Raw genomic sequence first — 23,912 nt, forward strand, 5'->3', positions numbered from 1 at the left:
TCGCCACTCAACACAGTACCTTACTGTTTAATCCGTAACTGCAGCCTGCCGACGTTGTGCATCTGTGCACAAACGTGCCTGATGCCAGTCGAGAAACTTCTGCAATATCAAAGTACATAACGCCAGCAAGGCCAGCAAACTGGACACAGCAAACGCACCTACCATGTTGTATTCGTTGTACATCATCTCTACCAGTAACGGCATAGTATTGGTTTCACCACGAATATGACCGGAAACCATGCTAACCGCCCCAAACTCACCCATCGCACGCGCATTAGTCAGAATAATGCCGTAAACCAGTGCCCATTTCAGATTGGGTAAAGTGACACGCCAGAACATTTGCCAGCCACTAGCACCCAGTATCAGTGCTGCCTGCTCTTCACTGCTTCCCTGAGCCTGCATTAATGGAATTAATTCACGTGCTACAAATGGGAATGTTACAAACAGAGTAGCCAGCACCATGCCTGGTACGGCAAAAATAATCTGCATTCCATGCGCATCCAGCCAGCCGCCAAACCAGCTATTACTGCCAAACAACAATACAAACATCAGACCAGCAACAACTGGTGATACAGCAAACGGCAAATCCAGTAATGTTGTCCACAACTGCTTACCACGAAAAGAAAAATGGGTTAACAGCCATGCTATCGCCACTCCCAGAACCACATTAATCGGCACCACAATCAGGGTAATCAGCAATGACAGGCGAATGGCTGCCAGTGCTTCCTCATCGGTCAAGGCAGCCAGATATAATTGCCAGCCCTTTGCCAGCGCAAAGCTGAATACCGACAACAATGGCAGCACTAACAACACGCCCAGAAACAGCAGCGTTATGCTAATCAGCACATAGCGCAGCCAGCGCGGCTCAGAGAGCAACTCATTAGTTTTAACTGTACTCATCAATATCGCCCCTGCATACGCCGGCTCAAACGCCATTGCCATAAATTCAGCGTAAATAAAATAACAAAAGAAATAATCAGCATAAATAGCGCTACCGCTGCTGCGGCCGGTAAATCAAACAGTTCAAACTTACTGACAATAATCAGTGGCAGAATTTCCGATTTAAACGGTACATTCCCTGCTATAAAAATGACTGAACCATACTCGCCAGTGGCACGTGCAAAAGCCATACCGGCCCCCATTACCAGCGCGGGCAAAACCTCCGGTAACAGTACTCTGAATATAATTGTTAATCTGGATGCACCCAATATCGCTGCCGCCTCCTCATATTCTCCCGACAACTCAGCCAATACCGGCTGCACAGCCCGCACCACAAACGGCAAGCTAACCAGTAGTAATGCCAGCCAGATACCTGTCGGCGTAAATGCTATCTGCCAGCCAAACCGGGCAAATATCGCACCTATCCAGCCAGTGGGTGCATATAAAGTAGCCAGAGCTACCCCCGTTACCGCTGTCGGTAATGCAAATGGTAAATCCACCAGAGCATTGACCAAATCTTTGCCGCAGAAATGATAGCGCACCAGCACCCATGCCACTAACGTCCCCAGCAGCACACTGGCCAGCATCGCCAGTAAAGACATTTTCAGCGTCAACCATACCGCAGCAAGCGTCCGCTGCTCGAAAATTACCCGCACAAAACCCTGCCAGCCCAAATCAGTAACCGTCCACACCAGCATCGCAAATGGTAATAACACCAGTAATGACAGCGATAGCACACTCACACCCAGACTAAGCGTAAAACCGGGCAATACAGATGGCTGTTTCAATAACAGCATAACTTTTTCTCCCATAAACCCGACAAGCACCAACAACATCGGCAGCAGCACGGTAAAAAATACCGACACAAATTGGAATCACCTTGTTCAGGCTATGCCCCAACAGCAAAATATGCCAAAAAATTATAAACAGAACGCATAAAACCAAACAGCAACATCATTCTGCTGTGCTACAAGCACCAACAATATAAAAGGCCGTCCGGACAATTGAGAAAGAATATATTTTTGTAACCTAAGAAGCAGTAGTTATAACTCTTTATCAAATCAGCAGTATTGCCGGCAGAATCACCACGTAATATCATAGAGCAAGCTATTGAACATAAACATACCAATCTGCAAAAGCGAGAAAACCATGCCCACACCACTTCTGGACAAACACAAAGACGCTCCCCTATTGGCAGACATCAGCTTTCTGACTCAGGCATTATTTAACGTCCTGCAACACGAAACTACTGCAGCCGTACAAACCGTATTACGCCAGCTACTCAATGGCAACCAGCCACAAACCACCATCCAGCAGGCACTTCCCACCCTCGACTTGCGCCAGCAACAAGACCTGATTCGCGCTTGCAGCCTGTTTGCACAGGTATTAAACATCGCCGAAGATGCTCATCATGAACGGCGGCGACAGGCATACGAAAACAACAGCCAGCACCCCGGACGTACCAGCTTTATTCGCGTTATCACCCAGATTCAGCAACAGCATATCAGCACCGCCGAGCTGGAACAGACCTTACAGCACACCAGCATCAGTGCCGTTCTCACCGCCCACCCCACCGAAGTACAACGCCAATGCATTCTCTGTTTCCAGCGTCATATCCGTACTATCCTTAACGAGCGTAACCATACTGGCAAACATCACAGCGAACAGTTACAACAACAGACCGAAGCCATCCTGCTGGCCTTATGGCAGACTGATGAAACCCGTCATTTCAAAATCAGCGTTAGCGATGAAATCTACAACAGCGTAACCTATTTTCCATTAAGCTTTTTCAAAGCCGTACCTGCGCTGTATCGCAAGCTGCAACAGCAACTTGCCAGCGTCTACCCGCAAGCCAGCCTGCCCAACGTACTCAGCATAGGTGGCTGGGTTGGCGGCGATCGTGACGGCAACCCCTTTGTCAATGCCGACACATTACAGGAGGCCTTCACCTTTCAGGCCACTACCCTGTTGCAGCATTATCACCAGTGTCTGGATGAACTGCATCAACTACTGCCTCTGTCAACCCGCCGCGTGCAAGTTGATCACACCGTTCTCCAGATGGCCGAACAGTCACCGGACACCGCCACTGCACATAAAGAAGAACCCTATCGGCGTGCCCTCACCTATATACAGGCACGCCTCCATGCCACAGCACAACAACTGGGTATCAAACCAGACAGTCCGCCTCATGGCCTGCCCCCCTATCAACAGCCGGCAGAACTCCTGCAGGAACTCAACAATATCGCCAGCTCGCTGCAACAAAATGGCAGTGCCCTGCTCAGCCATGGCAAACTGGCTGATCTGATTCGTTCTGTTTCCCTGTTTGGCTTTCATCTCATGCCGATAGACTTACGCCAGCATGCTGCCAAACATGCTGAAGTTGTGGCCGAACTGTTTACCCATGCCGGTCTTGAAGCTTTCCAGACCTTAAGCGAAGCAGCCAAACAGCGCGTACTGTTACGCGAGCTGAGCACCCAGCGCCCCCTGTATAGCCCTTATATCCAGTATAGCCCCCATACCATGCGCGAACTGGCTATTTTTCAGACCGCTGCCAGCATCAAAAATCACTATGGTGAAACAGCCATCAACCAGTGCATCATCTCTAATACCGAGACCGTTAGCGATATACTGGTAGTTGCATTACTGCTTAAAGAAACCGGCCTGCTGACTATCAGCAACGAAAAACCTACCAGCCGTATCAATATTGTTCCCCTGTTTGAGACCATCGATGCCCTGCACAATTGCCTCGGCATCATGGATAACCTGTTCAACCTGCCGTGGTACCGTGCATTCCTGCACAGCCGCGACAACCTGCAAGAAATCATGCTGGGTTACTCCGACAGCAATAAAGATGGCGGTTACGTCACCAGCCAGTGGTCACTGTATCAGGCAGAATCCAGACTGGTACAACTGTTTGACCGCCATCATATCCGCCTGCGTCTGTTTCATGGCCGTGGTGGCAGCGTTGGTCGTGGCGGAGGACCTTCTTTCGACGCTATCATGGCACAGCCAGCCGGCAGCGTAGCCGGACAGATACGCATTACCGAACAGGGTGAAGTCATCACCGCCAAATACGCCGACCCCACCAATGCCGAACGCAATCTCGAAGCACTGATTGCCGCCACCCTCGAAGCCACTGTATTACCACCCCAGAACAGCGAGCCGGATAGCAAACTGATGGATGTGCTATCTGCCAGTGCATTCAAATACTACCGCCAGCTAATTACCTTTCCCGGGTTTATTGACTACTTCCTGCAAACCAGCCCGATTCAGGAAATTGCCAGTCTCAATATCGGCAGCCGTCCGGCCAGCCGTAAAACACTGGCCAGAATTCAGGATTTACGCGCCATTCCGTGGGTATTTTCCTGGACTCAGAATCGCCTCATGCTCCCAGCATGGTATGGTTTTGGCAGTGCCGTAGCCGACCTCATCGAACAGGACAGCAGCAATCTGCCACGCTTACAGCAACAGGCACAACACAGCCCCTTTTTCCAGACCATGCTCTCCAACATGGATCAGGTAATGGCAAAAGCCGATCTCACCATTGCCAAAGCCTATATCAGCCTTGCCACTGATCAGGAAGCTGCCCAAACCATTTACACCATGTTGGCAAACGAATTTGAGCGCAGCCGACAAGCCTTACTCAACATCCTGCAACGCCAACACTACCTGAGCGACAACCGTACACTGGCGCGTTCACTGGCCTTGCGCATCCCCTATTTGAACACCCTGAACTGGCTTCAGGTTCATTTGCTGCAACAACTGCGCCAGCAACCGGATAACAGCGAAATACTCCAGCTTATCCACCTGACCATTAACGGTATTGCTCAGGGATTGCGTAATACCGGCTAAATATCAGCCAAAACGGCGGACAGCACCATCTGCGCGTCCGCCTATCAACCCTCTGCCTGCCAAACTACACCCAATCCGGTATTTACATTTCTATCCTGAATAAGGTATTTAAATACCCAGATAAAAAACCGTGCATAAATTGCACAATAAAATCAAAACCGTAACCACCCTAAGCAAAAACAACCATAACCCCACGTCAGTCGCTTGAAATAGCGCCACAACGACCCAATTTAATCAAATAATTCACCTTTTTGCCGAGGAAAAAACATGCAACCGGAAAACAACACTGAAAACGAAACTCAGATTAACGATAACACCGAAACCACAGAACCAACTGTTGCCCCCGAAGCCACCATCGAAGACTTACAGGAACGCATTAACGAGCTTGAAGGACAACTCAAAGACGAACAACTGCGTTCGCTCGCAACCGAACAGAATCTGCGCCGCCGTCATCAGGAAGAGCTCGAAAGCGCGCACAAATTTGCCGGCCAGAAATTTGCCAGTGCCATGCTGCCCGTTAAAGACTATCTGGAAATGGCACTGCAAGACCAGAGCGGCAACTTTGATGCCCTGAAAATGGGCGTACAAATGACCCTCACCGAATTACAAAAAGCTTTTGACCAGTCCAACGTTAAAGAAATCGCCCCCAAAGCCGGTGACAAGCTCGACCCACACCGCCATCAGGCTTTGCAAAGCGTAGACAGCGAACAGGAACCCAACACCGTGGTTTCCATTATGAAAAAAGGCTATACCCTTGCCGACCGCGTATTACGCCCAGCCATGGTAACCGTAGCCAAAGCAGCTGACGCAGAATAAATCCGCTTACACAAAAACCGTCAGACACACCATTGTCTGACGGTTTATATATAAACAGCTTTATCCCTGCCCAATTACATTCTTTTCAAAGAGCAAAAAAACAATATGCCGCTCCGGCTATCCATCTGAGCAGTAAAACTACACCTGAAATTATTGCTCAGCAATCACATCAATAAATACCAGCGGCTCCTTACCTATATTGGCCAAAGCATGCGATTGCCCCTTACGCGCAATCGTCACATCACCAGCCGTAACTTGATAAGATTTACCATCAGAATCAGTAAACAGACCTATCCCAGAAACAATAATATAAGTATCCTCATTATGCTCATGCCGATGAAAACCGATTGAATCACCCGGTTGCAACGTCATCCAGCCAATCTCCTTGATCGCTTCATCCCTCTTTGCCGCATCTCGTCTGAATGCAAACTGCCCATACAAAGTGCCCTTACCACCTGCTGCGGCATCGCGATTAAAACCAATCAATTCATCTTTTGAATACACATCAGCCCATACCGTACTGGCCATAGCGGCCAGCATCAATGCAAGCAACCATCTAGCTAACATCATTCCACCCCCATATCAAAAGTCACTTATAATCCGGCCATACTTTTTCAGAAGCAAGCCGGGTAACATTACATACCAGTATTACTTCACACGCTCCCGCTCCCCTGTCAGTGCGTGACAATGACGATACCACATACCTATTTCCCATATCGACCCTAACCAGCCAACCATCCACACGGACATTATCCCCAACCTTAATACCACTAATCTGAGCAGCTATTTTTTTATTTGCCGGAATCAAATGAACATTCGAAGCATTCTGGTACATATCATCATAAGAATATGGCATAGAGCTCCCATCTTTAGTGCCGGCAATACCACCAAAACGGGCTCTCTGTTCAAATTTCAGGCGCTTTACTACCTTTTCATTAGCCATAAACCCCCACCCCACAAACCAGTCAATTGCAGAGATACTAGCGGCTTCATCATAAAGATAAGCAGCGCGATGTAGTACACGTGCGGGCATACTAAATCCGGCCAAAGGAGTCATTTTCACTTTTGGCAACACAAACGGCTGCATTCCTTTTGGTATTTCTGTTTGCAATGGTTCATCACCCGTAGCCATCGGCGGAAACTGCGAACAATCCACACCGTCATTTAAATATGCAGGCATAACAACCCGTGGTGAATAAGGCGAAAATCGCCACCAGCCAACACATAATAATAAAATACCTATCAATAACTTCCGATATTGATAAAAAAAATTCATGGCAAACCTAAGCAAGAATATTCAATCCAGATTTTAGTTCTATACCAAAAATAATATTTTTATCTTAACCACTTACAACATTAATAGTAAATAAATATTAAAAATAAACGTTCTCAGTGTGTAACTCTCTCCTAAAAGAAACAAAAATATAATCAATCTGGCTAGTTATTAACTTTAATTGTTCTTTGTTCTGGTCTATCACCAATTAATCAAGTATAAACACATAACACCGATATTACCTTATACTGTAAAAAAGGATAAAATCCATGCGCTTATCAAGCCTGTTTTTTATTTTTATCTGCATAGCCATAAAAATGGCCATGGCAAAAGAAGTAGTATTACCGGTAACCTTTACCAAAGATACCCATATTGCCAAAGTAGTCTTAAATATCAACGGCAAACCAAGCCAGTTTCAGCTTGATACAGGTTCACAGACAGCCTTGCATTTACCGCTAAATACACTGCAACAACTGCCAGATACGACCAAAAACCAAAATACCAATAAAAGTCTGGATTTAAGCGGAAAAATTAATGAAACACAAAAATTTCTGATAAAACATCTGGATATCAACGGGCTTAACTTTGACAACATCAATGCAGAAGAACTGAAACCATGGGGCTGGAGTTATTCCAGCACTGCGGAACAGGCACCTGCACCAGATGACAACCTGCCGGTTATCGGTTTGCCACTCTTTCAGAATCACATCCTTACTCTGGATTTTGCGCACAAAAAAATCATAATCGATGATGGTCAGGATTCTGCCCAGATAAACCAGCAATGGATTGCTTTCCCCTACAACATTCATCCCAAAGAAGGCATTATCATCAACCTCACCGACCAGAAAAAACCATATAGCCTTGTTCTGGATACCGGAGCATCAATGACCTTTATCAAAGGAAAATTACTGCCAGCATCATTCAACAGCAGCAATAAAATACCCGCAGCCAAATCCGAAGAAGCCACACTGCGCCTGAATAAAAAAGACAATCCCCAGACTGTTAAAATCATACTGACTAATCCATCCATACGTAAAATCCCCATTCGAGCGGCTATTATGGACGGTATGCCTGACCAATTTGAATCAGACGGCTTACTCGGCGTAGATTTCCTGAAAAAATATAGCGTGAAAATAGACCAGAAAAACCAGCAGCTATGGATTAAACCAGCAATATAATATCAAACTATATATTATAAATTTATCTATTTTGAATTAAACTTAGAAGAGCATTCTAGTAATTCTTAATTTATAATATTACTTTATCATTAAACCAGAACAAGTATATTCTTTCTAGAATATAGAAAGAATATACAATACTTAAATAACATAATGTTAAATTAAAGAGTTGGATGAGCAAATCAAGCAATAAAACAACTGACAAGTAAGATATCTTTTTATTAATCCAATATCAAGATAAACCAAACTATCTTTTACATGCCAGTATCATTTTTAGATATTAATACTTTCCTAAATTTTTATTTAATTAAAATTTTACCTTAGGTATACTTTAAACAAATGGATTGGGTAGCCCAGTTGGCGCTGTAGCCTTGAGTATTCTCAAGGCTCTTCTGCTTTTTGGACTTTATTTTTCCGGCAAAATATTTAGTCCATAATTCAGATAATTGTTTCCTACATTAAGCCGGCCACCTTCACAATAAAATTTTAACTTTAATACCTCAAAAGCCCTATTGAGTTTTCTCTCAGAATTATTAAAATCTAAATGATTCCTACCAATAGGTCTAGCACACAAATCAGCAAACTGTAATCCAGTACTATTAGCGTCTTTTTTCTTAATCAAAATCTCAAATGGAAAATTAGTCTTTAATAAATTATGTCCATCACAAATACGCCTAAATGCTAATTCAATGCTTTTATCTTCCTTTGCGCCCCGTGATTCTATGACAACATAAGTTTTTCTAAGGTGACTATTTTTTCCCTCATAAAATTATAAAGATTAACCAGACATACTTCCATAGCTGCATTATATAAATTATCTTCACATTTACCCTTGCGTTTATCGATGATAGTGGAAATTAAAATAAAATTAGTTTCGCACATTACTTTATTCAAATCATTTAAGAATTCATCAGATAAAGCCTTGGAATTAAAATCGAAAGGGTATTCATGTTTTCTTATTTCTTTTTCATGTAGAATAACCATATCATGCCCAAAAAATTTAAATTTCAATGCTTGGATTAAAGGCACCAATTTTTCAGTATAAATACGCTTATTAAAAATGCAAAACGCCAAAACAAAAACTGGATAATTTTTATCATTTTATTATCCATAGTTGGCGTACCGCTCTCATCTGCATAAACAATAAATGGGCTAAAAGAATTATAATAATCTGCTAATGATTTTTCTTTACTATTAGCAGATTCATCCAAATCTAAGGCTAATTGAACCTAATTCTCAATATTATATGTATTGTTAGTAGCTATCAAATTACTTTTAGTCATATTTATTACTACATACTGTTTAGTACGGAATGCATATCTCCGCATTGATATTTAATCAAACATCTAATATAAACAATAACTACAACTTGTATAAACTTTAATATTAATAAATTTACTTCAACATCGAGCTCAAAAACGCCTGTGTCCGTGCATGCTGCGGATTAGCAAAAAAGCTTCTCGATTCACCCGATTCAACAATCACACCCTTATCCATAAACAGCACCTTGTTGGCCACTTCGCGCGCGAAGCCCATCTCATGAGTTACCACCACCATCGTCATCTTGTCTTCAGCCAACTGCTGCATGGTTTTTAATACTTCACCGGTCAACTCCGGATCAAGTGCCGAAGTCGGTTCATCAAACAGCATAATTTGTGGCTGCATGGCCAGTGCACGGGCGATGGCAACACGCTGTTTCTGTCCACCGGATAACTGCGACGGATAACAATCCTGCTTGTTTTCCAAGCCTACTTTACGCAGCAGCTCCTGCGCCAGTGGCACAATTTCGTCACGCTGCATTTTTTTCACCGTGATTGGTGCTTCAATCACGTTCTGCAACACAGTCATATGCGGAAACAGATTAAACTGCTGAAATACCATACCCATGCGCGCACAGATATTCTTAATCGTCCGTTCAGGCACATAATGAGCACGGTTATGGCTGTTATTCTGCACCAGAAAATCGTTTTCAATTGCGATGCTGCCGGCATCTATTTTTTCCAGATAATTCAGACAGCGCAGCAAAGTAGATTTACCGGAGCCGGAAGAGCCGATGATGGCAACCACTTCCGAGCGTGCCACCTGAATATCCACACCTTTAAGCACTTCCACCTGACCAAAGGCCTTGTAAATACCGCGTGCATCTATCATTAAATCAGTCGTCGTAGCGTGCATAGCGTTTCTCCATTTTCTGGAAGCCCCAAGTCAGAATCAGGGTCATAATCAAGTAGAAGGCGGCCGCCACAGAAAACGGCATCAGATTGAATTCACGCTGTACCAACTGATAGGTTACCCGCATCACATCCTGCAACGCCAGTACATACACCAGCGAAGTATCCTTAACCAGCGTAATGGTTTCATTGCTTAATGGTGGCAGGATTTTTTTCCACATTTGCGGCAGAACAATGCGGCGCATGGTTTGACCATAGCTCATACCCAGCGTTTTTGCAGCCTCATACTGCCCCTTACCTACGCCCTGAATACCGGCACGGAAAATTTCAGCAAAATAGGCTGCATAATTGAGTACAAACGCCACCACTGCCGTGGTATAAGCAGGCAGCAGAATATTAACTGCCGGCAAGGCAAAGTAAATAAAGAAAATCTGCAACATCAGCGGCGTGCCACGCATCACCCAGATGTAAAAATTAACGATGTAATCCAGCGCTTTAATGCCAGACAGACGCAATAACGCCAATACCAGCCCCAATGGAATAGACAGCAGCAGGGTAATGGCAAACAGGCTGAGGGTAATTTTTGCCCCCGTCCACAATTCTGGCAGCATATTTAACACATCATTCACGTGTAATCCTTAAAACAACAATAACGCTGCCTGAACAATTCACATTCAGGCAGCGTTGATTCCAAAGTAAAAACAGCACTTATTTGACGATGTCTTTACCGAACCATTTTGCGGCAATTTTAGCAGATGTACCATCAGCTTTCATACTATCCAGAGCAGCCTGAATTTTCTGCTCCAAAGCCTGATCATCCTTACGGAACGCCACAGCATATTGCTCAGTACCGAAATCATCACTTAATACTTTATATTCATTCGGTTTTTTCGCAACATAATAACGGCCAACCACTTCATCTACCACCAATGCATCCACGCGTTTGGTCGACACATCCATCAAAGCAGTCACATTATCAGAATATTTCTTCAGCTCTTTAAAAGATTTAGCCACATTTGGTTCAGCTTCTACTGCGTCCACCGCACTGCTGCCATCTTGTACACCAACGACTTTTCCAGCCAATTGCGCTTTGGTGCTAATACCACTATCAGGACGCACAACAATAATTTGATGATTATCCATATATGGTTTGGATAACAATAACTGCTGCTGCCGCTGCGGCGTAATGGTGAGGCCATTCCAAAGCATATCCACACGCTTACTGTTAAGCTCCGATTCCTTGGCGCTCCAGTCAATCGGCTTAAGTTCTACGGCCAGACCGGCACGCTTGGCCGCTTCACGCGCCATATCAATGTCAAACCCAACCAGCTCATTTTTTTCGTTGCGAAAACCCATGGGCGGGAAGCTATCATCCAGCCCCATGACTACCGTCTTACTTTCACTGGAACCAGTTGTACCGGAAGCAGACTCACCACCACAGGCAGCAAGCGCCACCGCAGCCACAGAGCCCAATAAAAATTTACGCATGGCGTTTTGCATATAAAATTCCTGATTCAAGGGAAATAGATAATTGTGTCATACACTATACCGGAATTTTTTTACACTTTCACCTGCCAATACTGAAAGCTTCAATTGCAACCAGAATGCCAAGGGTAAAAACAGCAATATTGGCCATCAAACACATAATTAACTTATACAATGAGCAGATTATATCAACCACAAAACAATTTAATCATGCCGAATTATTTTCCGCTGGCGAATAGTATCCTGCGTGAAAACCAATATACACAGCATAGAATGCTTATATATTAATAACAGCATAATCTCAAAAACTAAATCCTTATGGATATTACTCTTCTCCACTATGACTACGGTTATCCGTACATTCTATCCATTCATATTAATTTAATTTTCCAGAATTAACTGATTATGTTTGTACTTGTTTTTTAATACGTCCAATATCCGTACTACGCTCCTGCTAATAGCCGCATTGCTCTCTTTTCCCGCCAAAATTTGTAGCAGACTGAGGATACAGGCCGTTAGCGCAAAGACTGAGTACAATTAATGACAACAGTAATGAAAAATCAATTTTCCAAGTAGTTTCACTACTTTAAAACTCAAATTAATTACTTCATTATTCATCATCCATTGAATATTCAGCTCAATCAATGCATCTCATAGTGAACTCAGACTACTGCTGAATGCACGGGGTAATGAGCCATGCGGAAAAATAGCTTACCATCCTCTTCGATACGCCGGATTGGCCACTGATACACTTCACTAAGCAAATCAGACTGCATCACATCATGCGGTGTGCCAGTAGCAACTATCTGCCCCTCATTCATCAATACAATAAAATCAGCATGATTGGCGGCCATAGTTAAATCATGCAACACCATAACGACCGAGAATTCAGCATGGTGCTCGCGCAAATAATGCATCAGGCGATGCTGATGGCGAATATCCAGATGATTGCAAGGTTCATCCAGCAATAACACCGGTGCATTCTGTAACAGGGCACGCACCACATTAGCACGCTGCTGCTCACCACCAGACAAACTGCCAATGCGTTGCTGTGCCAATGGGCGCAAATCAAAAACATCCAGCAGATACTGTAATTTTGTGGTCGGTGCCTGTGCTTTCTTAAACCAGCCACCATGCGGATAACAGCCAAGCTGCACATATTCAGTCACAGTAAGCGGTAAATTATATTGTCCGTGCTGCCCTACCCAAGCAATCTGCCCACGCTTTAAATTACTGCCAACAGATTCTCCGCGTAACTGTACACCAGTGCCATGCAAGCCCAGCAGCGCACGCAATAAAGTAGATTTACCCGCACCATTCGGCCCGATAATACTGGTATGCTGATTGGCCGGCAAATCAAGCTGTGGTACAGATAAAATACAGCGGCTACGTGCTTGCACCTGCATATTACGAACAGTAAACAAATTCTCCATACCCAGCTCCTAACGCCGCAATGGCTGCAAAAACAGCCACAGGAAAAACGGCCCGCCAAGTAAAGCAATCACGATACCTACCGGCAAATCTACCGGATAGCTCAACCAGCGTGCCACACTGTCTACCAGTAATAAAAATACCGCTCCCAGCCAAGCAGATAGCAATATAATCCGGCGTCGGCTGCCGCCCCAGCTACGGGCAATCACATTCGGCACCATCATGCCCAGAAAGCCAATAATACCCGCCAATGACACTGCCGCACCTGTTAATAGCGCTGCGCCGATAACCGTCCACATCCGCGTACTGCCTACCGCTACTCCCATACTGATGGCGGTTTCTTCACCCAGCATCAGAATATCCAGCCGCCGTCCAACCACCAACAGTAAACCCAGCCCCAGCAACATTACAGCCAATGCATACCAGGGCGAAGTAAAGCCAGACTCAGCCAGACTACCAGCCAGCCAGTTAGTTGCACTGCGCAAGACCATATCATCCGACATAAATAAAATCAGACTTACCAGCGCACCACAAAAGGCACTGATTACAAAACCCATCACCAGCAGCCCCAATGTACCACCACCGAGCAGACGATGTACCGTCAGAATCAGTAAACACACCAGCAGTGCACCGAAAAAAGCGGCTAAAGGTACAGTTACCATCCCCCAGCCAAAGGCCAGAACAGTAATCACCCCCAATGCTGCACCACCAGAAGTCCCAATCAGACTCGGGTCTGCCAGCGGATTATCAAACAGCGCCTGCAATGCCGCACCAGCAGCAGCCAGCGCAGCGCCAACAATAAGCGCCACCAATACCCGTGGCAGCCGGATACCAAGCGTTATTTCATCCAGCGACTGCGGCCACTGCCACCCGCCCATGCCCAGCCCCAGACAAAACCAGCTCAATAGCAGACTGAGTAACACAGCAGCGATAACCCAAACCAGTTTAGGCCAGAGCACCCCCTTTACCACAGTTGGTTCAGGTGTACTGGCCATAGGCTGCTCTTGCATCATAATTATTGCGCCAGTTTATAAAGTTTAGGAATAACCTGCGGCGTATTCAGGCCGTAACGAAACAGATCATTTGAAGGCATAAAATAGATTTTATTCTGTTTTGCTGCCGGTGAAGCAGCGATTTCCGGCCGCTTAGCTAAGCCTTGTATCCCACCAACCAACTTTTGATTACGTTCGGCAATCAGAATAATATCCGGTTTCACCGCCAGCCACGCCTCACGCGACATCGGCTTCATCCCTTCGATAGCAGCAGCTGCATTGATGCCACCAGCGCGCCTGATTAACTCATCTGCTGCGGTACCCCGGCCAGAAACAAAGCGGCCATCATAGCTAACCAGATAGCGCTTACCGGTGTTCGGCATCTGCTTAACCTGACTCAGCCAGCGATCCGCCAATGCATTGGCTTCACTGGTTTTTCCAATAAGCTGACCAATTTGCCGAATACCAGCCGCATAGCCATTAATATCATCTTTGGGCGCAACATTCACTGCCATAATGCCCACCCGATTCAGATTGGCATAAATACTGGTTGGCTGTGCCATCCACGACCCCAGAACAAGAGTAGGTTTTCTGGCTGCAATCGGTTCCACACTTAATCCATGAAACAAACCAATACTGGGTACATTCTTCAAGGCTGGATTGGTAGAAGCCATCTCGCGGCCTACCACTTCTTTGGCACCACCTAGTTCTACCACAACATCAGCCACATCTGGTGTCAACGTAACAATGCGGGCAGCAAATGCAAACGGAAAAGCAGCGCACATTGCCGCTGCTAACAGTAATTTCTTCATGATTTACCCTTTTGATTACTCGCAGTATAGCGGCAGGCATGTCTACTACAGCTTATGATTACTCTTCATAGCCACAGCAACGCATACCTGCTGTAGCCGTTTAGCCTGCTAACAAGCCATCCATAAGCTGATGCCATGATTGCATTTCATCATTGCCCTCTTCGCGGCGACCAAAAATCTGTACCACAGTCTGGCGATTTTTGTCGAAACCTTCAATACAGGTAACATAGCCTTCACTAATCGGGCGACGTACTACCCATGTTTCCACAATATCACTATCGCGCAGATGCAAATCAAAACCCTCTTCCGGCACTTTAGCATCCAGTACATTCAGATAACCATGTGAACGCACCACATTATGCACTTTACCAGTCTGAATCTGCACCAGTCCGCGGTTACCAACAAAAACCATAATTTCCAGCTTATTTGCCTGTACGTGCTCTAATACCTGTTCCCATACACTGCGATCCACCTGTTTGGTGCTGCCGGCAGGTGCATGACGGTAAGACTGCTGACGGTCAATCTTAAACGTTTCCAGCAAACCACCAAAATGATGCACGTCTTTCAGCTCATTCCAGCGTTCCTGAAAAGCCTGCTCACGCTCCGGTGACAATGGTTCCGGTACAGTAGTCTTAACCTCTGGCACTGGTAAAAATTCCGGCTTACCACTGGTTGCAAACTCATCAATCAGCGCCTGCCATGCCTCCAGTTTAGTATCATCACGCATGAACACCTTTTCAATATTCACGCCATACTCATCGTAAAACTGAATCGAGCGCATGGTTTTATCGCCCATTACCATCGTTATGGCCAGCGCATGATGCCAGTTATGCAGGAAAAAGCGTAAATCCAGCCCACCTACATTCAAAGCCAACCCAGTGCGCGCAGTCAGCGTAACATGCTCATAAACACCGATTTTCTCATGCACTGCTGCATCATTGCGTACCACGCTCAACACTTCACCCAGCGTTTCCAGCTTCAGCACCAGCTCGCGAATCTGGCTACCCAAATAAATCGAATCAGGGGCATCCGCCATTAATGCGCCTTCACTCACACCCAAATCAGCCGCAGCCTGACGCGGGAAATACATACGCCCTTCTACTGCGGCTTTCCTATCCAGATATTGTTGCCATAAACTCATATTTTGTTCCTTTACGAAGTTATTATTAGTAGCAGATTTAATTAAAACGTGTAGCGTAAGCCCACATTAAATGTCCGTCCCGGCGCTGAGTAGAAATCAGCATTATGTTTGGTTAATTTGGTGGCATTACCATCACTCTGGCCAGAAGTACCCGCCTGAGTATTCATATTCGGCATCATGTAAGCGATATCCGCCCAGTTCCAGTATTTTTGATTAAATACATTATTTACACCGGCACGGAAGCTCAAATGCTTAGTCGGTTTCCAGAAACCACCCAAATCAACTAAAGCATAGTTTCTTGATGGATTGTAATATCCCGTATTCTGTAAATCACTTTCATCTTTCTTGGCTACATAAGTAAAATCCAGATTCGCTCCCCAGACATCTTTATCATAGGCTAAGCCCAATTTCACCTTAACCGGCATAACAGAATTCAGTGGCTGGTCTACACCGTCTTGGCGAATTGAACCGCGCGAATAAGCAATCGAACCACTAGCTTTCCAGTCTGGGGCAAATTTCCAGCGAGCATAGGCTTCACCGCCATAGATATGTGCTTTACTGAAATTCTGAGCCTGCAATACCAGCGTCTGATAGCGGCTCCATACCGCCGGCAATGACACCTGATCAGCAATATTCACATAATCAATAAAATTCTTATAATGATTATCGAATCCGGCTATGCCATATTCAAATACACTATTCTGCCCGCGTATACCCAGCTCAAAATTATTGGCCGTTTCTGCCTTCAAATTTGGGTTGCCCCAAGAGCTGTAATTACCCGGATTCCAAGAAGAGGCCAATTGCTGTGAAGATGGCGCATTAAAGCCACGCGCATATTGGAAATAAGGTACCAGCAATGGATTTATCTGATAAGAAATACCTAAACGCGGCGTAATTGCACTTTGGTGCTTCTTACGCAAATCACTGATACTATTATCAGTTCCAGGAAAAAAACCACTATCATTAGGTTTCATACTATAGTAATGCGCAGACAAACCGGGGCTTACCACCAGATTACCCCACTGCAAATCACCATCAACATACATACTGGCACGAATAGTCTTATTATCCGCATTCGGTTTTGATTTGGCATAATATCCCTGCCAGTCACTACTTAACTCATGGCGCGCAAAACTTAAACCATAACGCCAGTCCTGATTCAAACCATTGCCATCAAAATGAGCACGCCAATCAGTGGTTAAACCCCATACTTTATCCTGATTGTTAAATTCAAAAGCACAGCGATTTTTTATACTTGGAATCATACTGCTACAACCACGGATATAATCGCGATGAGTCACCGAATCAGTTTTGGTTTGCTGCCAGTAAAGCTGGGTTTTACCCTCTTGAATTATCCCTTCATCACGATGAAAATCATGCCCCAGCGAAAACCGTGTCTTCTTATTATCATCTGTACCATGAATATCCGTATAAGAACGATTAACCTGTGACAGCGAATCAGTCCACTGATTACGGCTCAAATACTCAGCCGTAAAATTGATGGTATTTTTATCATTAATATCAAATTCATGCTTAGTCAGAAAATAGCGGCTGTTGTGGTCAGCAGGGTCTGCCTTAGTACGCAACGCCCCTTTGCCACCAACATCACCACGATTATCAGACTCATTACCCTTACGATAAGTCCCCAGCACCATACCGCGCCAGTAACCATTTTTCAAAGCCGCCGCACCAGTTACCGCTGTAGATTTATCCACACTATTGTATTGAGTATCAACATAGCCGCCCTGATTTTCTCCCTGCAAAATTTCATCCGCAGTCAGCGTGTGCATAGCCACCACGCCACCCAACCCAAAGCCACGAGCATTTTTACTGATATCCACACCACTGAGTGCAGAAACATCCATAAAATTACCACGACCAAAAATTGCATACTGTCCGGTATGCTTCATTTCATTCGCTTCCGGCAAATCAATACCATCAATGCTCATCGCCACACGATTACCACTCAGGCCACGGATATTCACACTGTCATTACCCTGCCGTGTTCCCTGTGTATCCAGTACTTCCACGCCCGGAATATCCTTTAATGCAGTTTTTAAATCTACCGCACCCTGTTTCTCAATAGCCTCTGCCTTGACTTTAGTATCCTTAAATACACTCGGCATAGAACGTTTTGCCTCAACACTAACAGTTGGCAAATGAGCCTCGCCTTCGGCATACCCCACTGCTGGAAAACCAATACAGGCTATAGCCAGCGCAATAATCTTGGGTGAGCGGCGCATATTGAGTTAACCCCTTTTGACGAAATTTAATATAAACATGGCCAATTGTAATCAATAATGATTCTCTTATACAAGTGTTAATGGGAATTATTATTATTAATGTTTAGTCATATTAACTAAACATTAACCAGCCACCACTTACATCTGCCTCATACAATCGCTACCAAATATAAATACATCGTAAATATAGATAAATGCAGCATTGCAGAAAGTCATTGCAAACAGATAGCATACTCATAACAGACAAAAGCCATCATCAATGCCGAAAATATTATCCATTAAAAATTAAATAAAAAATCAAATATTTAAAAGCAACAGACTGCTATTCATGCATAAAAATGTATGCCCTTTATATTTAGCTTATATTCTGAATTTACTCTTGCAGTAATCAATGCTTAAATGCTTATCCAATAATTACATAATCAGCAGAATAAATACTGCCCTTTAATATCCTATCCATGCACAAGTCAAGAGATTGTAGCTATTAACGAATAATGCCAATATACCAATACGATGGCAGATATAATAAAATAATCCCATATCCACCAGACAGCCCCAGATAATCATGCAACTTGACCGTGCTCTCCAGCATAAAATCCTTACCGAACTAACCGATTGTTTTCCCAACCCCTCATCACAGGATTTTTTTGATCAGCTTATAGCACAACATAGCCAAGACCATGTTTTGGGCAACCTCCTCTATCTGGACGGGCACGGATTAATCAAATTAAAAACAGATCAGGGACTCAATCATAAAGAAGTACTTTGGACTCTTACCGAACCCACAGTACAGGCTTTTGATTTTCTGGCAAATGATGGTGGCTTATCCGCCATCCTCAATAACGGAAGCGTAAAACCGGATAATCATGCCAGTACTGACTAAGCAAGTAAATTTAATCAAATATGAGAAACATAGCAGGTACAATTGAATTGTTTTTAGGCCGCAGAATGGTTAAAATAAATTTAATTTAGTAAATCATCGATTCTGAATTATTATTGGCTGGCTAATAATCCCGATTTCCACAGAAGTGCAGAGAAAAGTAATAGGGTGATTATCTTGAATAAAAACACCGCAGCTTATACATTCTCGCTTAAAGAGCGAATCTATCTTTTTTTTTCATCATTTTATTGCCACTTATCAGCATTCGCCTAAGCCTTCACTTTTACCCCTCGCCACAACAGCTTGAGAGCATCAATCAGGAAATCATTGAGCTTTCATTACAGCAGCAAGCGTTGCTACAGCTGCCAGAAACCCCTAATAATTACAGCCAGCGTTGTAAAATCACAGACAAGATTAAACAGCATAATTTCACTCTTACGTATGCCAAACCACTCGCCATGGGCGGCATACTTAGCGGCGGCGTGTGTATCTTTACCGGTGTGATTGCTTTATTCCTCATTCAACGCTTGGGCAGAAAAGCAGGTAAATCTGGAAAACAGTTGTGCACCAATTTTACCAGTGCCTCACACATTATGCGGGCTATTCTACTGATATTGCCCATCAGCCTTTTTCTGTCTTTTTCATCCAGTCTTTTTATACTCACCGATGGTTTAATACTGACTAAATTAGCCATTGGCCTGATTGCCGTGGCAGGATTATGTCTCTCCATTTGGGAAATTTATAACAAAAAGAATATTACCGCAGAAACCAGCGTAAACGGCGTACTTATCACATCAGAAACCAATCCCAAACTATACAAACTGATTGAGAAAATCGTTCAGAAGCTTGAATTAAACGTGATGCCAGACAATATAATATTTTGCATAGGACATGGCTTTAAAATAAGTAATCAAACAATTTATCTGTATCCGCGCCAAACCATATTGACTGGAAATACCTTATATCTCGATAGTACCTATATCAATTATTTAACCTTAGCCGAGTTAAGCAGCATAATAGCGCATGAATTGAGCCATATTGCCAGCAATGATCTGAGCCTGCCTAAAAACTTTTATCGTCAGATTGACAGATTAACCGAAACCATTACTTCTTTTTCCCGGTCTCGTTTATTCTATCCCGCATATCTGTTATCCAAACATTATTACTGCTCATTCAACCGAGCAATACGGCAATGGAATTGTTCCAGAGAATATAGAGCAGATTCAAATGCTTTAAAAATCATCCCCAAAGAGTACCTTGCCTTAGCGTTAAGTAAAATACATCTTCTGCAAGTGCCCATCAATCAGGCACTGGATAATTATTACCATAACGCACATACAACCCATCTGCCTTTAGATTATGTTACCCACTATGTAGCACAGTCAGAAATACCTTCGCTTAGCAAACTGCTAAAAAAACAACCTTCTGTTTACGACACCCACCCGACTTTAGCTCAACGGCTATCTGCCATTAAATATCGCGAATTAAATCGCCTGTGTGGTTTGCTTATCAGCATCAGCCCCACCTCACTGCTAACAGAGCTGTTCAGTCATGAAGTAAACGCCCTGCAAGCAAATTACCAAAAAAATATACAGAAAATAGCTGAAACCAATATCAACTATCTTAAAAAACACATCAATAATCATCAGCAAACCATTACCATAAAACAAGGCGGGATTATCAGATTATTGCTGCGATCCTTACTGGCAAGCCTGTTTATCTTAATAACATACGCCTTTTTAATAGCTGATGAAAAACACGATTCTGAATGGCTAATAACCGTCATTATCCTTTCAATAATCAGTATTTTCTGTTTACGCAGATGCTACAAAATGTATCAATGCATTGGCTCGACACTGCTTACCATCACACCACAAGGATTAGTCCTTCCCTGCTTCGATAAAGCCATCCCTTGGGAGCAGATAATCCATTATCAGATAAATGAAGTTATATACAAAAAACTAGATATTTATCTCAGTCCTGCATTTAACCCGGGCACATTTAAATCCGGCGGAGCAAAAATAAAATACAACAGACAAAATAATCATATCCAGATAACTGCCTATGAAATCAAAGGCAAAATAAATTTACCAGACTGCGCCCCTTTAATATCAGACTATATAATAACAGCTACAGCCAGAGTAGAACTGCAACTATTTACCCAGAACAAAGAATAATCAATACATCACAACAGTTAGCAGAAGGTTTTTACCGCGTATTGAAATAAATCATTCTTATGAATAAATTTTTAAAATCTGAGATTTACAACCTTAACCATGCAGTTAAATATTCAATTAGCCATGAGAAAACCGCATGCTACGCTGCTAACAGGTAGTTTACTCACTACAACTATATTTATTATGATTATTCTTATCCTGAAATAAGCCCCCACTGCTATCTGGTATAAATAGCTGGAAAGCTAAAATAGAATACTACCACCAATCTTACCACTTATAACAAAAGCATAGATATCCAGCAAATGAGCTTCCTTGAATCCACGGCCAAGATAGCTAGAATAATTTAAGGTAGCATTAGCTGTTAATTCCAACCGCCTATATACTTCAATAGCAGTTACTCACAGAATTCAACGCTACCTGATAGCCTATAAGCTACATTTCTAATCAAACCAAGACAGTATTAGATAATAAAACTTAAATTCAACTGGTATTAACATGATAATCTTACTATTATTACCATAAATTAATTTAGGCTAACAAACTGAATGCACTTGTAGAGAGATAATATGGATAGCAAGGAAAAGAAAGTAACTCCTGAAACCAGTGAATGCGAAGAAAAAAATTCCTTCGAATTTATTGCTTATTTATTAAATTATATAAAAGTGAGTCCTATAAAGAGCCTATCTGCTACAGTATTTGCTTCTGGAGCAATTTCATTATTATTATTTTTTTTAAAAATGGGCTACATGCCAGAAATTAATTTTGAATCAATAACAGCTATACTTTATGGGGTAGCAATATTAGGTTTGTTATTTACTCTATATTTACTGGTTTGCCTGATTCTCCCCGGATTATTCCTTTTTTATATAAAAAAAGAAATTATAGATGTTACAACAGGCCATTTAATTTGCATAACCATTGCAGCATCGATTTTAGCATTTATAGCAATTAGTTTTTTTTTGGGTATCCATGAAGTAATATTTTCTTTATATTTTTCTTATTTCATTGGGGGAATGGGAATAATTAATTTTATTTTATTAGGTATGTGGTACAGTTATGGTGACCTAATTTTAATAAATCGACATCAACTTATTATAAAAATAAAAAGTATTTATCTATCTCCAAAGAAGATTAAATCAAGAAAATCAAATAAACATTTATTTTTTAAAATATTTGGTTTTATTGCAATAATAATATTAATTTATCTTGCTCTATATATTCTCTCCATTCCAACCTTGCTGAGTCTCGCATGTGTAATAATTCCAATTTTACCTATCCTTTTTTTTAGGAATGATTTAAAACAGGTTGAAAACAAGCAAAATTCAGAAGCAAATACTTCTAAGCAAACTAAAATTATTAAGAATTGTAATAAAATTCCAGGCTCATTTAGAATTTTTATGTGGACAGCTGGTACTACTATTGTTTTTACCTTTCTTATTATACTTTCTGTTTTGCTTTTTTTTCATATATGGGCAAATGGAGACTCAAGTACTGAAACAAATAGCTCTTTTCTACTAAAGCTTGGGTTATTAATTGTTATACCAGCAATAGGTTCAGGTTTTATCGGAACTTTAAAAAATGTCAAACAGATTTTATATTCCTTAATTCCATATTTTTATTTATTAATCAGTATTTTTATACTAATAAACCGCCTACCTAGCATTGCATTTTTGGGCATTAAAGCTTTGCGTATAGGCGACATTAATTCTGCACGCATAACAGTTTCAAAAGAAACCTGTCAGGAAATTAATCATACATTAGGACAAAAGGTATGTGATAGCCAATCCCATGAAGCTTCTTCAGCTATTTGTCCTGTTATGATTACATCTCGTATCGGTAATCAGATGGTTTTGGAATTTTCACCTTTAGAGGAAATTAAGTCAAAAAAAAATAACGAATCTGAAAAAAATAAAAACTATTCATGGATAACCACTAAAGGTGTTGATAAGAGCGGCATAAGTATAAGAATAACCCGAATGGTAATCCTAGATAAAAGCAAAATTTTAGGCTGGCAACCTCTTGCCAGAATCAAGGAAAAAGATTTTAATGATATTAAAAAAACGTCTTCAGAACAAAATACAGCATCAGCTTCTTCCGCATCCGCACCAGCCGCTTCAGAACCTGCTGCCAATAGTGTGGATAATGATACTTTAAAACTGGTGACATTATATGATGCCAAACAGAAAATATCTGCGGGTACAGCTTCGGATGTAGATGAGTTCCTGCTTAGACATTGTAGAGAAGATACAGATGAATTCAATAATAAAAATCCTGCTCCAAACAAATAACTCTATTCATATAAATTTATTGAAAACAAATGTATACTGTATTCATTGGTGAGGCTGTTAGCTGAGTATCATATTCTTCTCTTATTTGTCTCATCTATTTTTAACCTTTACTGGTTAATTTATCCGGGGTGCCACTGGCTGAGATTACACCCGTTGAACCTGATGCGGTTAATACCGACGAAGGGAGTATAAAACAAGCTTTTGTGCTGATAAGTCTGTTTTGTTACTCCTTTT

At 42.7% G+C, this 23,912-nt stretch carries 21 protein-coding genes and 1 riboswitch; of the genes, 6 read left to right on the top strand and 15 right to left on the bottom strand.

Features of this window, described 5'->3' with window-relative positions; genetic code table 11:
- Nucleotides 1–27: 27 nt before the first annotated feature.
- Together cysW and cysT are read right to left on the bottom strand one after the other, a co-directional pair.
- Nucleotides 28–900, bottom strand: a complete 873-nt coding sequence (gene cysW, locus GYX26_RS04165) for a sulfate ABC transporter permease subunit CysW (RefSeq protein ID WP_174828220.1) — start codon at nt 898–900, stop codon at nt 28–30.
- On the bottom strand, nt 900–1,736 hold the full coding sequence (cysT, locus tag GYX26_RS04170) for a sulfate ABC transporter permease subunit CysT (protein ID WP_174828262.1): 837 nt from the start codon (nt 1,734–1,736) through the stop codon (nt 900–902). Before cysT ends, cysW begins: the two co-directional genes overlap by 1 nt.
- A gap of 352 nt (nt 1,737–2,088) precedes the next feature.
- Here cysT and ppc point away from each other — a divergent pair, with 352 nt between their 5' ends.
- Both ppc and grpE read left to right on the top strand, forming a co-directional pair.
- A complete protein-coding gene (ppc, locus tag GYX26_RS04175) occupies nt 2,089–4,791 on the top strand; it encodes a phosphoenolpyruvate carboxylase (RefSeq protein ID WP_174828221.1) in 2,703 nt (900 codons plus the stop codon).
- 267 nt (nt 4,792–5,058) lie between these two features.
- A complete protein-coding gene (gene grpE / locus GYX26_RS04180) occupies nt 5,059–5,607 on the top strand; it encodes a nucleotide exchange factor GrpE (RefSeq protein WP_174828222.1) in 549 nt (182 codons plus the stop codon).
- A gap of 150 nt (nt 5,608–5,757) precedes the next feature.
- Here grpE and GYX26_RS04185 read toward each other — a convergent pair whose 3' ends face one another.
- A complete protein-coding gene (locus GYX26_RS04185) occupies nt 5,758–6,147 on the bottom strand; it encodes a cupin domain-containing protein (RefSeq protein ID WP_238791231.1) in 390 nt (129 codons plus the stop codon).
- Between the two features lie 49 nt (nt 6,148–6,196).
- Nucleotides 6,197–6,787, bottom strand: a complete 591-nt coding sequence (locus tag GYX26_RS04190; protein ID WP_174828224.1) for a hypothetical protein — start codon at nt 6,785–6,787, stop codon at nt 6,197–6,199.
- Nucleotides 6,788–7,149: 362 nt separating this feature from the next.
- Here GYX26_RS04190 and GYX26_RS04195 point away from each other — a divergent pair, with 362 nt between their 5' ends.
- Nucleotides 7,150–8,058: a hypothetical protein gene (locus GYX26_RS04195; protein ID WP_174828225.1), complete on the top strand. Its 909-nt coding sequence runs from the start codon at nt 7,150–7,152 to the stop codon at nt 8,056–8,058.
- A 406-nt stretch (nt 8,059–8,464) separates the two neighbouring features.
- Here the strand turns inward: GYX26_RS04195 and GYX26_RS11655 are convergent, their stop codons facing one another.
- The 11 genes from GYX26_RS11655 to GYX26_RS04240 all read right to left on the bottom strand — a co-directional run bounded on the left by GYX26_RS11655 (nt 8,465) and on the right by GYX26_RS04240 (nt 18,333).
- Complete coding sequence (locus GYX26_RS11655) at nt 8,465–8,782, bottom strand: DUF3800 domain-containing protein (RefSeq protein WP_370520842.1); 318 nt, start codon at nt 8,780–8,782, stop codon at nt 8,465–8,467.
- The gene (locus GYX26_RS11265; protein WP_202984278.1) at nt 8,779–9,087 is read right to left on the bottom strand and encodes a hypothetical protein; all 309 of its coding nucleotides are present in this window, start codon (nt 9,085–9,087) and stop codon (nt 8,779–8,781) included. Before GYX26_RS11265 ends, GYX26_RS11655 begins: the two co-directional genes overlap by 4 nt.
- Nucleotides 9,078–9,269: a hypothetical protein gene (locus GYX26_RS11270; RefSeq protein ID WP_202984279.1), complete on the bottom strand. Its 192-nt coding sequence runs from the start codon at nt 9,267–9,269 to the stop codon at nt 9,078–9,080. The genes GYX26_RS11265 and GYX26_RS11270 overlap by 10 nt, the downstream gene beginning before the upstream one ends.
- A 184-nt stretch (nt 9,270–9,453) precedes the next feature.
- On the bottom strand, nt 9,454–10,209 hold the full coding sequence (locus GYX26_RS04205; RefSeq protein WP_174828263.1) for an amino acid ABC transporter ATP-binding protein: 756 nt from the start codon (nt 10,207–10,209) through the stop codon (nt 9,454–9,456).
- Nucleotides 10,210–10,213: 4 nt separating this feature from the next.
- Nucleotides 10,214–10,858, bottom strand: a complete 645-nt coding sequence (locus tag GYX26_RS04210; protein ID WP_100090123.1) for an amino acid ABC transporter permease — start codon at nt 10,856–10,858, stop codon at nt 10,214–10,216.
- 79 nt (nt 10,859–10,937) lie between these two features.
- On the bottom strand, nt 10,938–11,729 hold the full coding sequence (locus tag GYX26_RS04215; protein WP_202984280.1) for an amino acid ABC transporter substrate-binding protein: 792 nt from the start codon (nt 11,727–11,729) through the stop codon (nt 10,938–10,940).
- Between the two features lie 647 nt (nt 11,730–12,376).
- Nucleotides 12,377–13,147 carry an ABC transporter ATP-binding protein gene (locus tag GYX26_RS04220; RefSeq protein WP_174828226.1) on the bottom strand — a complete coding sequence of 257 codons (771 nt, stop codon included), beginning with the start codon at nt 13,145–13,147 and terminating at the stop codon, nt 12,377–12,379.
- Between the two features lie 9 nt (nt 13,148–13,156).
- Nucleotides 13,157–14,140 carry an iron ABC transporter permease gene (locus tag GYX26_RS04225; protein WP_174828227.1) on the bottom strand — a complete coding sequence of 328 codons (984 nt, stop codon included), beginning with the start codon at nt 14,138–14,140 and terminating at the stop codon, nt 13,157–13,159.
- Nucleotides 14,141–14,160: 20 nt separating this feature from the next.
- Nucleotides 14,161–14,949: a hemin ABC transporter substrate-binding protein gene (locus GYX26_RS04230; protein WP_174828228.1), complete on the bottom strand. Its 789-nt coding sequence runs from the start codon at nt 14,947–14,949 to the stop codon at nt 14,161–14,163.
- A 100-nt stretch (nt 14,950–15,049) separates the two neighbouring features.
- A complete protein-coding gene (locus tag GYX26_RS04235) occupies nt 15,050–16,090 on the bottom strand; it encodes a hemin-degrading factor (RefSeq protein ID WP_174828229.1) in 1,041 nt (346 codons plus the stop codon).
- Between the two features lie 41 nt (nt 16,091–16,131).
- Nucleotides 16,132–18,333: a TonB-dependent hemoglobin/transferrin/lactoferrin family receptor gene (locus tag GYX26_RS04240; RefSeq protein ID WP_174828230.1), complete on the bottom strand. Its 2,202-nt coding sequence runs from the start codon at nt 18,331–18,333 to the stop codon at nt 16,132–16,134.
- 565 nt (nt 18,334–18,898) lie between these two features.
- Between GYX26_RS04240 and GYX26_RS04245 the strand changes: the two genes are divergently transcribed.
- The 3 genes from GYX26_RS04245 to GYX26_RS04255 all read left to right on the top strand — a co-directional run bounded on the left by GYX26_RS04245 (nt 18,899) and on the right by GYX26_RS04255 (nt 23,678).
- A complete protein-coding gene (locus GYX26_RS04245; RefSeq protein WP_174828231.1) occupies nt 18,899–19,216 on the top strand; it encodes a hypothetical protein in 318 nt (105 codons plus the stop codon).
- Nucleotides 19,217–19,461: 245 nt separating this feature from the next.
- Nucleotides 19,462–21,390 carry a M48 family metalloprotease gene (locus GYX26_RS04250; protein ID WP_174828232.1) on the top strand — a complete coding sequence of 643 codons (1,929 nt, stop codon included), beginning with the start codon at nt 19,462–19,464 and terminating at the stop codon, nt 21,388–21,390.
- 566 nt (nt 21,391–21,956) lie between these two features.
- Nucleotides 21,957–23,678 carry a hypothetical protein gene (locus GYX26_RS04255; RefSeq protein WP_174828233.1) on the top strand — a complete coding sequence of 574 codons (1,722 nt, stop codon included), beginning with the start codon at nt 21,957–21,959 and terminating at the stop codon, nt 23,676–23,678.
- Between the two features lie 114 nt (nt 23,679–23,792).
- Nucleotides 23,793–23,882, top strand: a riboswitch (TPP riboswitch).
- Nucleotides 23,883–23,912: the final 30 nt, after the last annotated feature.

Source organism: Snodgrassella sp. ESL0253 (genome assembly GCF_013344965.1).
Lineage (GTDB): Bacteria > Pseudomonadota > Gammaproteobacteria > Burkholderiales > Neisseriaceae > Snodgrassella > Snodgrassella alvi_B.